This is a genomic window from Imhoffiella purpurea (assembly GCF_000585215.1).
Classification (GTDB): domain Bacteria; phylum Pseudomonadota; class Gammaproteobacteria; order Chromatiales; family Chromatiaceae; genus Imhoffiella; species Imhoffiella purpurea.
The window spans coordinates 103488-114813 of sequence record NZ_AONC01000021.1 but is presented as its reverse complement, the minus strand read 5'-3'; the positions used below and the strand labels follow the sequence as shown (position 1 = coordinate 114813).

Here is an 11326-nt window from a genome sequence, read left to right as displayed (position 1 = left end):
GCCACCGTGCAGACGAACGAGTCGACAGCGGGCGAGCCCGAAGACAGCTGGGGCCAGGATGTTCACCTTACGTGACCTTCAAAGCCCTGGTCCAGTGACAGCCAAGCAGATGAAGGCGGATGCCGACGGGGCCGGATACTCCTGGGACCGGGTGAAGCGAGCTGCCAGTCGGCTCAAGGTCGAGAAGCGGAAGGAGGGTTACCAAGGGCAATGGATGTGGTTCTTGCCTGCTGATGGACAAACCGTGAACCCTGAGTGCAACACTCGGTGACCTGAGGGCCAAAGGGAGCACCAAAGGATGCAAAGGGAGCACTCAAAATAGTCTGCACTCTTTGCTCCCTTTGGGGATGTCGTGCTCCCTTTGGAGGTGCCAGGGATGGCTATCGAACACGTAAAGAGCCCGACTGTTTTGCCGCAAAAATCTGAATGGGTTCCCCTTTGGCGCGGTTTCGGTATTCCCCCCCGCTGCCCCTACAGCATGGCCCGCTGGCTTCAATGAGCCGCCATACCCTCCACCCCTGCCCCTACCCTCAGCGTCCAGAGTCCGTCCAACCGGATCGGCACTCCCCAGAGCTGCGACCATCTTCGGGACAGACGCTCGGTGCCTCTGGGGCTATGCCTGCCGCTCCGTTCCCAGTGGAACCCTGCCGTGTTCCTGCCGCTGGCTGCCGTGGTATCTTACCGGGCGTGAGATGCCTGAAGATTAGCTATCCCGTGGGACACTCATGGGACACTCGGGCTTCAAGAATGCTTGTGTAAGCAATTGTCGCTGTCACTTTCGATGCTCGTAAGGCTATGATTATGAAGGCTCCTCACGTGTTCCCCTGGTGTTTCAGTCGTGTCAGCGAGCAACTGTTAATCACTAGGTCGGCGGTTCGAGCCCGTCCCAGGGAGCCAAAAAAGTGAAGAAAATCCTCGTGTTCTCGCGGACACGGGGATTTTTTATGCCCGCGAGTCCCTGGCTCTGGTGCATTTCCGGGGATTTTGGTCCCTGGCTTTCGGAATCGTCTCCGATGGTGTGACGCTAGACTTGCTTCACTCGAGGTTAAGGCCGAGCCTGTATCTTGGGACGCTGGACGACGGCTGTGCTTCGAAGGTCGGCGTTATCTCTCCAAATCTCATCCCTATATGAGGACTCCCATGGCGCTCGACCAAAAAGCCCTGCAAAAGAAGCGCGCGAAACGCGACAAGAAGCGTCAGCAGACGAAGGGAAAGTCTGGTGGCATGGCCGGTGCCTTGTCCGTAGCCCGCGAATGGGCGAGAGTGGGTCAGGCGCCGATCGCCGACGTGCTCGTCCCATCGAATCTCTTCGAGCAGGGAATTGGTACGGTCTGGTTGTCTCGGCACCTGCCGGATGGTCGGTATGCGATCGCAGGGATCCTTGTGGATGTTTTTTGTCTGGGCGTCAAGAACGCTTTGTACAAGATCTGCGAGGCGTCCGAATATCCGGAGATCCTGGCCAGGATCCATTCGAATCCCGCGGAATCCATGGAGCGTCAGCACCCGAGTTGTGCCCGCAAATTGGTCGAAGAGGCGCTCGTCTATGCCAAGGATCTCGGTTTCGAGCCACATGCGGACTACCGGATCGCGCGGTTGATTTTCGGTGACATCGAGGGGCATGCGTGCCCGGCGAGCTTCCTGTTCGGAAAGAATGGCAAGCCGTTCTACGTCAATGGTCCGAACGATACACCCGCGATTCAGCGACGTATCCTGAAGCAGCTCGAACGCCGCTGCGGACCGGGAGGTTACGACTATCTCATGATGGTAGGCGATCCGGTCAAATTATCAGGCTGAAACAGCGAGGATCGAGTCCCGGTTCTTGAGCGAACGGGTGGGGATTGGTGTGAATCAACGATCGCCCGACCTGCCTGTCCAGGCGCCCTCTCGCTCCGAGCCCTGGTCACCTAATGATCCGAGCTCACCCCGTCATTCCTTCCACCGTTCCGCACTCAAGGGCAGCTCGTTGAGTTCGGCACGGGCCTCGCGCCAGCTCGGGTAATGCTCGCCCAGGATCGTCACGAAGCGGTCGTTATGTGTCGGCTCCAACAGGTGCACCATTTCGTGCACGACGACGTATTCCAGTAGGTCCTTCGGTTTCTTCACCAGATCCGTGTTCAGACGGATATGTCCCGCTCGGGGATTGCAGCTTCCCCACTTGGTCTTCATGCGCTGAAGGAAGTACCGGGTCACGCTGACCCCGAGTCGCGGCTCCCACTTGCGAATGAGTGGCGGCACCGCCTCGTGCAGAAGCGACCTGTGCCAGTCGTGGACGATCTCCGCGCGCCTCGTCTGGTCGCTCCCTGGACGGACGGTCAGGGTGATGCGTTTGTGATCGACGCAGACGGACGGCCTGGCGTCGCGCTCGACGACCCTGAGCAGGTGTCGGCGGCCCCAGAGGTGATGGCTTTCGCGCTCGACGAATTCTCGGGGCGTCTCCCGTGCCTGATTCCGCAATTCCGTTTGCTGTGCGCGGATCCACCCCAGTTTCGTGATCGCGTAGGCACGGGCGACTTCGAGTCGCGTCTCGTTTGGCGCGACGAGCGTCACCCGGCCTTCGGGCGGATGGACGGACAGATGGACGTGCTTGACGTCCTTGCGGGTCACGGCGATGAGGACATCGCCGAGCTGGATCGATTCGGTCACTCGTACCCCGGTTGGTTCTTGATGATCTCGAAGAGGGCCAGGGTGGCGTCCTTGTCGCGATCCAGAACCGGATAGACCGCGTTCATCACCTGACGCTCGCGGACCTCGTCGCCCTTCCACCCCGCCGGTGCGTTGTCGCGGACCGCCGAATCCAGGCGCAACGCCAAGGCGGCCTTGTCCTCGTCACTGCTCGGATACCGAAATTGGGTCGCCGGAATCGATCCGAGGTTGTTGTAGAGCGCGACGGCGGCTTGGTTTCCATGCAGCGCGGCGGGAATGCCCGCCTGAGGCTGCTTGGCGGCAAGCTGCTTCACCAGCGCCTCGGCCTTGTGCAGGAATTCCTCATAGGCGGCGGCGTCCTTGCGGCTCTGGGCGATCAGGTCGTCGAGCAGCTTGGACATCTGGGCGTAGAACTGGGGATCGGTGAGCTGATCGCGGACGATGGTCTTGCGAATGTTGTTGACGATCCCCTCGGCGACGGCGTTCCTGGACAGCTTGCCCTTGGCGTTGAGCTTGCGGGCGATGGCGTCGTGGATGCCGGTCTCGATGATCAGCTCGGTTAGCGGGATCTGGTCCAATGCACCCAGATCGGCCGCGGGATCGGCCTGGATGTAGGTATTGATGAGGTGGCGCATGTCCGCCTCGTAGGACTTGATGTCCAGCTCCTCGCCGGAGTGCTGCTTGATCGCCGCGCGAATGTCGACGTAGGACTCGACAGCCGCCTTCAGCTCGGCGGTCTCGGCATCGGAATAGCCCGCCTCGCTCAGATCCTGAGCCAGATCGGCGAAGGCGCGGGCGAAGGTCGCGACCGCCTTGTAGAAGGAGATCCGGAGCGCCTCGGTCTCATCGAGGGCCTCGGGGTTGGCCGCATCGCCACAGAAGTAATGAAGGTACTGCTCTACCTCACGGGGTTGAGCGACGGGCTCGCAGAGATAGGTCAGCGCCTCGCGGGCGGCATCGAGCTGCTTCCTGCCTTCTTGGAGCCAGTTCTTGAGGTGGACGTTGTTCTCCCCGCCGTTGCCCTGGTCGATGTCCAGCGCGTCGGAGCTGTAGACCGCGATGGCCTGCTGCACGTCGCCGAAGAGCTGCTTGAAGTCGACGATGTGACCATAGTCCTTGTCGTCGCCGTCGAGGCGGTTGGTGCGGCAGATCGCCTGGAAGAGGTTGTGGTCGCGCAGCGCGTTATCGAGATAGATATAGGTGCAGCTCGGGGCGTCGAACCCGGTCAGGAGCTTGCTGACGACGATCAGCAGCTTCATGCTCGTCGGCTCCTCGATGAAGCGGCGCTTGGTCTCGTCCTCGTACTGCTTGGTCGTCTGCCTCGGCTGGAGGACGTGCTTGGTGTAGGTGTCGTACTTGTAGCGCTCGTCGCTGTGCGCCGGTTCCTTGGAGACGGCGTTGGCGTTCGGCTCGAACGAGGTGACGATTCCGCAGAACTGACCGAAGGGCTTCGTCTGGAAGATGCGGTAGTAATGACAGGCGTCGTAGATCGAGGCCGCGACCAGGATGGCGGTCCCCCGGTCGCTGCTCAGTCGGGGCACGACCCCGAAGTCGTGGATGATGCTCGCGGCGATCCGCGCCTTGCGCTCCTCGGCGCTCATCAGTTCTTCCATGGTCGCCCAGCGCTTGCGGAGGATGGCCTTCTGGAACCTGTTGAGGTTCTTGGTCTTCCGCTCGAACCATTGATCGACGGCAGCTTGCGAGGTCAGCCGTTGCGGGACGTCGCGGGCCTCGTACTTGAGATCGAGCACCACCTTGTCGGCGACGGCCTGATGGAACTTGTAGGTATGGATATAGGTGCCGAAGACGTCTCGCGTCATCTTCCTGTCCTTGCGAAGCAGTGGCGTCCCGGTGAAGCCGATGAAGAGCGCCCCTTCCAGCCAGCGCTTCATCTGTTGGTTCATGTTCCCGCCCTGGGTGCGGTGGCACTCGTCGACGAAGACATGGAAGCGGCCGTGGACCGGCGGCGGTGGTCCCTCGAGGTCGGTCGAATCGAACTTGTGGATCAGGGCGCAGAGCAGTCTTGGCGTGGTCGCGCCGAGCGTCTCGACCAGCTCGGCACGGGTGACGATCCGGGGCGAGGGGGTCTCTTCGCCGATGACGCCGGCATTGCGCATGACCCCTTCGATCTGTTTATCCAGTTCGTCGCGGTCGGTGACGATGAGGATGCGCGCCTCGGGGTCGTGCTCCAGCAGCCACTTGGCGATCAGCACCATGAGGATGCTCTTGCCGCTGCCCTGGGTGTGCCAGATGACGCCGCCCTCGCGTTTGGCGATGCGCGCCTGGGCCGCCTTGACGCCCTGGAACTGGTGCTGGCGCGGGACCTTCTTGCGTCCGGCGTCGAAGATGACGAAGTGACGGATCAGATCGAGCAGCCGGGTCTTGTCGAACAGGTGTGCGAGCGGCCGGTCGAGCAGATGACCATCGGTGCCTGCCCCCCTGGCTTCGCTGTGCGTCTCGTCCTTCCACTCGACGAAGAACTGTTCCGGCGTGCCCGTGGTGCCGTAGCGCAGCCCCTGCGAGTCGTTTCCCGCGAGCACCAGCTGCACCGTGCTGAAGAAGCCCAGGTTGAAAATCGCGTCCTGGTTGGTGATCAGCTGGCGTATCCCGTCGACCAGGTCCACCGAGCTGCGCTTCAGCTCGATCACCGCCACGGCGATGCCGTTGATGTAGAGCACGATGTCGGGCCGCCGCTCGAAGCCGCCCTTGAGCGTCACCTCCTCGGCGAGCGCAAAGTCGTTCCGTTCGGGATGCTCCCAGTCGATCAGGTGGACCTTATCGTGCGTTTGTCCGACCGCGATCTGGACGTCGACGCCATAGCGCAAGAGTCGGTAGGTGCGGAGATTGGCCTGATAGAGCGTGATCCCGGTGGCGTCGGCGGCCGTTTCGAGCTTCCGAAGGGCGGCGGAGATGTGGGCTGGCGAGTAGCCGCGCTTCGCGAGGTTCGCTTGAAGGTAGTCGGTCTCGATGGGGCGGTTGTGCTCGCGCTGGTGCCAGTCGCCGAGGTCGTCGTAGCCGAGACAGTCGGAACGCGTCCTGTCGGTGAAGAGGGCGACGACACGGTCTTGGGTAATCCTTTCGAGGCGCGGCTGCGCGGGCATGTCTCTCTCCTTGCGAGTCGAGGTCCGTTGAATCCGTCAGGCTCATCGAACAGGAGCGCATCATGCCCTATTGGAATCCTTTGGCGGCTCTGCGGACGGCGACGGATTGGATGCATCGCTCTCGCCACCGAGCATGATCGGTTTGCCGTCACGCCAGACGACCGCGTATTGCCCGAGGCGCCGCTTGCGCTCCAGCGTCTCGGCAACGGCGTGCCGCAGCACGTCCAGAATCTGCTGATCTTCGCTCGATATTTGGATCATATCAGCCGTGTCCGTCCGGTCAGCAGCTCCTGCATCATGCCCTGCTTGAGCGCGCGGGTCTTGTCGCGGCGGGCTTCGAGCGCGGCGATCTCGGCGTCCATGTCGGAGAGGACTTCGGCGATGGCGGTTTGTTCGTCCTTCGTAGGCGGCACCGATATTTCAAAGGATTGAAATGTCGGCAATCGTAGAGAATCGACAGTTGCCTTCACAGTGTTCTGCATAGCCCAAGCACCGAAATTCATACTCATATAGAGATGAACAAATCTTGCTGAGATGTCTTGATGAAACTGGGTGATCGCATAAACACGCTGATGCACATCAAACTTTCCTTTGATGTAGTGAAATATTTCACCAATGCGTCCCTCGCCAGGGACGAGGATTGCTTCGCGGTCGTGCGAATAGGTATTGATCCGCTCGACATGCTCTGAACGAACAAAAAAGGGATACTCTCCATCCTCAACTTTATCTTCGTTATTCCGGCAGCCCGTCGTGATGTGAGCGATCTCTCCTAGTTTTCTTAATTCCCAATTTTCCTGGAATCCAGGCAGCCGAGTTCGTCCGGTGAGGAGCTGCTGCATGACTGCCTGTTTGAGATCGCGCTTCTTGGCGATGAGCCGGTCCAGTCCGTTCAGCAGGGCATCCACATCGCTCAGGGCGATAGCGATGGCTCGCTGCTCTGAGAGGGGCGGTAGAGGCACAGGCATCTGACGCAGCTTTTCGCCGCTGATTTTCGGCATGCTTCCCGACGATCCGGCGGCAATGCTAGAAAAGAATTTTCTGCCGCTGGTGCTATTTGCATATCGCCAAAACCAGTGCGCGGTCGCTTCATCCCGAAATCGCATCCTCATCATGAGATCGGGGTATACATATATGCCTGGTGGGCCGTCAAAAATCGCGGTCGTCCCCACAAGGTCCGCCGTATTCGAGCGTTGAACGAGCACATCACCAGGCTCAAGGAACAGCTTGGAATCAACGTCTATCGTTTCAGCTAATCGCTTCACCGTTTCATCGTTGAGTATCAAGGCACCAGACGTTGTTGCAGCAAGGCTCAGCGTTAATGTGCCCCGTGCATCTTTTCCGCTTCGTCCTGAATACCCGTTCCTGGGGCCATAAGCCACAAGCTCATCTAAACGTACAACGCCCCAATCGTCCGGAATCACCCCAACTTCGCTCTGCTTGTACCCCGCCTTCATTCCGCCACCCCTTCTTGCGCCGCTTCCCGCAAGGTGATCTTCAGCCTACGCAACAGGTCGGCGGGCTGCTGGACGATCTGGCCCTGGCTCGCCAGCTGCCGGATGCCCGCCTTGTCCTTGCTGGCGGCCAGGCGCAGGAACAGGGCGCTATCCTTCTGACGGATGAGCTCTCGAACCGACCAGCCCTCGCGCACGGTCTGCTGTGCGTAGAAGCTGCGCTCCAGTGGATCGTCAATCTTCAGGATCTCGACGATGTGGGACCAGGTCAATTGGTGCGACAGCGTCGCACCTTTTGGGTACGCCAGGTAGAACTGGCGGATTCGGATCAGGTTGCTGCGGCTGAAGCCCCTGCCGTGGCGTCGTCCGAGATCGGCGGCCAGGTTGCCGATGAGCGCCTTGCCGTACTCGGCGCGGAGATTGCCCGCCTGCTCGTATTCGACGATATGCCGTCCGACCTGCCAGTAGGTCTCGATCAGCTGGGTGTTGACGGTCTGCGCCGCACGCGCTTGGCCTTGCGCATAGGCGTCGGAAATGTCCTCGACCAGTTGCCGGTAGCCCTCGCCGTCGATCAGTTCCATGCGCGCCCCATCGTCTTCAGATGCGGCAGCGGCCTTTCATAGCGCTTGGCCAGCGGCCGGGTGCGCCACCTGAGGCCCCAGGACAGGCGATCCGGCATACCGGATCCAATCAGGCTCGTCGTCATGCGCACATTCCGTCATTGCCCATCAAGGTCATCTCGAGCGTCCAGTTTCTTGATCGTCGCGATCGGCAGATAGAGCTTCAGACCCTCCCGTTGCAGCGGCACGAATCCGAAGCGCCGATAGAAATCGGCGCTGTCCGGCTTGCTGTCGACGATGACGCATTGCACGCCGATGGTCTCGGCGGCGCGCAGGGCTTGCCTGAGGGCGTGGACCAGCAGCCGCGAGCCGATGCGCAGACCGGATTGGCGCGCCCCAGTATCGCTGGCCAGACGACCGATCAGTACCGCTGGGACCGGGTAGCGGGGCAAACGCCGGGCGTCGGCCTCGGGCAGCTCCGCATGGCTCAGCGAGGCGGCGGATAGGCTGTAGTGACCGAGCACGCGATCGGCGTCGTCCAGCGCCACATAGATACGGACCAGGTGATGGCGCTGCCCTTGGCTCGCGTATCGCCTCAGATAGTCGTCAAGCGCCGGATGGCCGCAACGGAACTCGCGGCGCTCATGCAGGGCTGGATCGAACGGCTCGATCCTCATGGGGCCGCATCGCGCCAAGCCTCACGCAGAGCCTCGGTGGGCTCGGGCGGATTCTCGAGCGTCGCGACGAAGTCGCGCCATTCCTCGTCACCGAGGACGAAGTGCTGGTGGGTTTGCAGAATGTCGCGGGCCTTGTCCAGGGCCGCATTGAGGACCAGCGCGGTCAGGGTGTTACCGCTGACCTCGGCGGCCTGCATCAGCAACCGCTTGGCATCGGAGGGTAGACGGATATCGACGCGCTCCAGGGCTTCGGACATGATGTTCTCCATACGGTGGATCTCCGTACATGGTATCCGATATCGCCATCAATGCCAGGTCATGCCCATGCGCAATAGATGCTCGGCCACCCGCGCGGCGAGGCGGTCCACCTCCTCGGTCAGTTGCGGCAGCGGCTTCTCATAGCGCTCGGCCAGCTGCCGGACCCGCCCAGTGAGATTCTGCGACACGCGGTCCAGCTCGCCGCGCACGGCGTCGGACAGATGCGCCATCCATTTGTCGTCGACGACCAGGGTCTTGATCTCGTCCTCGCCGAGCTTGGGATACTTGGCGTCGATCTTGGCGTCCAGCGCCTCCTGGGCCGTTTTGCGTTCGGACTTGGCCCGCGTCTGTTGGTCCAGCAGCTCGGCATAGGCTTGGAGCGCCTCGCGCTCCTCGGCGTAGAGCGCATTCTTGCCGATCTCCCTCAGCCGTGCCTTCACCGCCTTGGCGGTGATCTTCTGCCTGTCACCCTCGCCCTCGACGACCTCGGCGAGCGGTCCGTCCTCGCCGCCTTGCTCCTCGCGCCGCTCGTCGAGCTGCTGCTCCAGGGTGGCGAGCTGGGTGTCCAGTGCCTCGATGGCGTCCCGCTCCGTGGTGAAGTAGCGTTCGACCAGGAGCGCGGCGGGGATGAGGTCGGACTTGAAGCGCCGCTTGCCGACCAGGTAGTCGTGCGGCTCGGGCCAGACGAGCTTGTTGTCCCTGTTCTTGATCCGCACGATCTCGCGCGGCTGCGCGCCCTTCGTCCAGCCCTCGGCGCCGATCAGGTAGCAGTCGTCCTGCATGGTCTCGGCCCAGAAGTCCATCAGGTGCTGATAGATGTCGTAGGGGTCGAGCAGCGGGAGCGCCTTGAAGTCGGCGAGCAATGTCTCGGAGAGGGTCTCGATCAGCGCCTTGGGCTGACCGTCCCGGTCGAAGGCGGTGAGCTTCGGCGTGCTGGACTGGCGCCAATGCTCGAAGCGCTCCGTCACCTGTGCCCTGAAGCCGGCGAACTCGGCATGGTCGAAGATGGCGGCCTTGACCTCGGTCACCGGCATCTTGAGCCGGACGTAGCCCGGCCGCAACGGTTCGAACAGGGCGGCGCGCACGCCGGGCAGGACCTCCCAGTAGTCGGCCAGGGCCTCCAGGTCGCGCTCGGGGATGCCGCCGTTGAGGTGGGCGTCGATGTCCTGGATGTCCTCGGGCTCGGAGGCGTCGATGTAGCGCGGCAGGTTGAGGTTGAAGCCGTTCCTGGGATCGGCGATCTCGTCGAAGGGCACCAGACGGGCATAGCGCGGCACGTCGGTCTGTTTGCGGAAGGTGTCGACGATGCGATGGATGTCCTGCTCGCGCAGCCGGTTCTTGTTGCCGTCCTTCATGAAGCCCTTGGCGGCATCGATCATGAAAATGCCCTTGCGACCGGCGGCGTTCTCCTTGTCCAACACCAGGATGCAGGCGGGGATGCCGGTACCGTAGAAGAGGTTCGCCGGCAGCCCGATGATGCCCTTGAGGATGCCCGAGCGCACCAGCTTCTCGCGGATGACCGCCTCGGCGTTGCCCCGGAAGAGCACGCCGTGGGGCAGGATGCAGGCACCCTTCGCGGTGCCCTTCATCGAGCGGACGATGTGCAGCAGATAGGCGTAGTCGCCCTGCTTGGCAGGCGGTTCGCCCCAGGCGAAGCGCTGCCAGGGATCGTCCGAGGGCGTGAGGCCGGTACTCCAGGTCTTGTCGGAGAAGGGCGGATTGGCGACCACGTAATCGTAGGTGCGAAGGTGCTCCCGGTTCATGAACTTGGGCGAGGTCAGGGTGTTGCCCGAGCGGATGGTCGCGGTCGGGAAGTCGTGCAGGATCATGTTCATGCGGGCCAGACCGGCCGTGGTGACGTCCCGTTCCTGTCCTTCGAGCGTGATGCGCCTCTCGCCCGCCTCGGCGGCGACCTTCAGCAGCAGCGACCCCGAGCCGCAGGTGGGGTCGTAGGCGGTCGTGGACGCCCGGGCATTCTCGGGCGAGATGCCGATCACCTTGGCGATGATCCGGCTGACCTCGGACGGTGTGTAGAACTGACCCTTGCTCTTGCCCGAGTCCTGCGCGAAATAGCGCATCAGGTACTCGTAGGCGTCGCCCAGGATGTCGTCGTGCTCGGCGCGGTTCTTGGCGAAGTTCAGCTCGGGCTTCTGGAAGATGCCGATGAGGTTCGAGAGGCGCTCGACCATCGCCTGGCCTTCGCCGAGCTTGTTGGGATCGTTGAAGTCCGGGAAGTCGCTCTTCGCCAGCCGTTCGTTGCCGTTCACGAGGGGCGCGACGATCTGTTTGTTGATCCGGTCGCCGATGTCGGGCTTGCCCTTGAGCGCGACCATGTCCTTGAAGCTCGCCCCTTTGGGAATGACCACCGGTGGGAAGAGATCGTCGGAGTCGGCGTACTTGTCGCTGATGTACTTGATGAACAGCATGAAGAGGACGTAGTCCTTGTACTGACTGGCGTCCATGCCGCCGCGAAGTTCGTCGCAGGAGGCCCAGAGGGAGGAGTAGAGATCGGACTTCTTGATCGCCATGGGGGAATGTTCTGGTGTCGTTAGGAGCGGGGCGCCTTGTCTTCGGACGGCCCCGGTTGGCTCGGGGTCTGAATCGCGATGCCATTGCGTGCGCAATGGTCCCGGATC

Annotated in this window: 10 protein-coding genes and 1 tRNA gene; 2 read left to right on the top strand and 9 right to left on the bottom strand. The window is 62.1% G+C overall.

The features are described 5' to 3' along the window. Nucleotides 1–821: 821 nt before the first annotated feature. A tRNA-Asn gene (locus tag D779_RS07385) sits at nt 822–897 on the top strand. A 243-nt stretch (nt 898–1140) separates the two neighbouring features. Continuing rightward, nucleotides 1141–1794: a hypothetical protein gene (locus D779_RS07380; RefSeq protein WP_043751864.1), complete on the top strand. Its 654-nt coding sequence runs from the start codon at nt 1141–1143 to the stop codon at nt 1792–1794. A 132-nt stretch (nt 1795–1926) separates the two neighbouring features. Here D779_RS07380 and D779_RS07375 read toward each other — a convergent pair whose 3' ends face one another. The 9 genes from D779_RS07375 to D779_RS07340 are packed head-to-tail and all read right to left on the bottom strand — an operon-like array spanning nt 1927 to nt 11218. Beyond that, nucleotides 1927–2643: a M48 family metallopeptidase gene (locus tag D779_RS07375; RefSeq protein WP_043751784.1), complete on the bottom strand. Its 717-nt coding sequence runs from the start codon at nt 2641–2643 to the stop codon at nt 1927–1929. After that, on the bottom strand, nt 2640–5744 hold the full coding sequence (locus D779_RS07370) for a type I restriction endonuclease subunit R (RefSeq protein ID WP_043751781.1): 3105 nt from the start codon (nt 5742–5744) through the stop codon (nt 2640–2642). Before D779_RS07370 ends, D779_RS07375 begins: the two co-directional genes overlap by 4 nt. A gap of 60 nt (nt 5745–5804) precedes the next feature. After that, a complete protein-coding gene (locus tag D779_RS07365; protein WP_043751778.1) occupies nt 5805–6005 on the bottom strand; it encodes a hypothetical protein in 201 nt (66 codons plus the stop codon). Beyond that, a complete protein-coding gene (locus tag D779_RS07360) occupies nt 6002–7198 on the bottom strand; it encodes a restriction endonuclease subunit S (protein ID WP_081763386.1) in 1197 nt (398 codons plus the stop codon). The genes D779_RS07365 and D779_RS07360 overlap by 4 nt, the downstream gene beginning before the upstream one ends. Continuing rightward, entirely contained in the window at nt 7195–7776 is a 582-nt protein-coding gene (locus tag D779_RS07355; protein ID WP_232424105.1) for a DUF1016 N-terminal domain-containing protein, read from the bottom strand. The genes D779_RS07360 and D779_RS07355 overlap by 4 nt, the downstream gene beginning before the upstream one ends. Continuing rightward, nucleotides 7767–7901 (bottom strand): hypothetical protein, encoded by a 135-nt coding sequence (locus tag D779_RS23110; RefSeq protein ID WP_269747371.1) that lies wholly within the window; start codon nt 7899–7901, stop codon nt 7767–7769. Before D779_RS23110 ends, D779_RS07355 begins: the two co-directional genes overlap by 10 nt. 12 nt (nt 7902–7913) lie before the next feature. Then, a complete protein-coding gene (locus tag D779_RS07350) occupies nt 7914–8432 on the bottom strand; it encodes a GNAT family N-acetyltransferase (RefSeq protein WP_043751775.1) in 519 nt (172 codons plus the stop codon). After that, nucleotides 8429–8689 (bottom strand): type II toxin-antitoxin system TacA family antitoxin, encoded by a 261-nt coding sequence (locus tag D779_RS07345; protein WP_043751856.1) that lies wholly within the window; start codon nt 8687–8689, stop codon nt 8429–8431. The genes D779_RS07350 and D779_RS07345 overlap by 4 nt, the downstream gene beginning before the upstream one ends. Nucleotides 8690–8737: 48 nt before the next feature. Next, complete coding sequence (locus tag D779_RS07340) at nt 8738–11218, bottom strand: HsdM family class I SAM-dependent methyltransferase (protein ID WP_043751772.1); 2481 nt, start codon at nt 11216–11218, stop codon at nt 8738–8740. Nucleotides 11219–11326 lie beyond the last annotated feature (108 nt).

Excerpts from the sequence above, each read along its gene's own strand:
- D779_RS07370 (WP_043751781.1), bottom strand. The coding sequence starts at position 5,744 with ATGCCCGCGCAGCCGCGCCTCGAAAGGATTACCCAAGACCGTGTCGTC.
- D779_RS07350 (WP_043751775.1), bottom strand. The coding sequence starts at position 8,432 with ATGAGGATCGAGCCGTTCGATCCAGCCCTGCATGAGCGCCGCGAGTTC.
- D779_RS07355 (WP_232424105.1), bottom strand. The coding sequence starts at position 7,776 with ATGGAACTGATCGACGGCGAGGGCTACCGGCAACTGGTCGAGGACATT.
- D779_RS07380 (WP_043751864.1), top strand. The coding sequence starts at position 1,141 with ATGGCGCTCGACCAAAAAGCCCTGCAAAAGAAGCGCGCGAAACGCGAC.
- D779_RS07365 (WP_043751778.1), bottom strand. The coding sequence starts at position 6,005 with ATGATCCAAATATCGAGCGAAGATCAGCAGATTCTGGACGTGCTGCGG.
- D779_RS07345 (WP_043751856.1), bottom strand. The coding sequence starts at position 8,689 with ATGTCCGAAGCCCTGGAGCGCGTCGATATCCGTCTACCCTCCGATGCC.
- D779_RS07360 (WP_081763386.1), bottom strand. The coding sequence starts at position 7,198 with ATGAAGGCGGGGTACAAGCAGAGCGAAGTTGGGGTGATTCCGGACGAT.
- D779_RS23110 (WP_269747371.1), bottom strand. The coding sequence starts at position 7,901 with ATGACGACGAGCCTGATTGGATCCGGTATGCCGGATCGCCTGTCCTGG.
- D779_RS07340 (WP_043751772.1), bottom strand. The coding sequence starts at position 11,218 with ATGGCGATCAAGAAGTCCGATCTCTACTCCTCCCTCTGGGCCTCCTGC.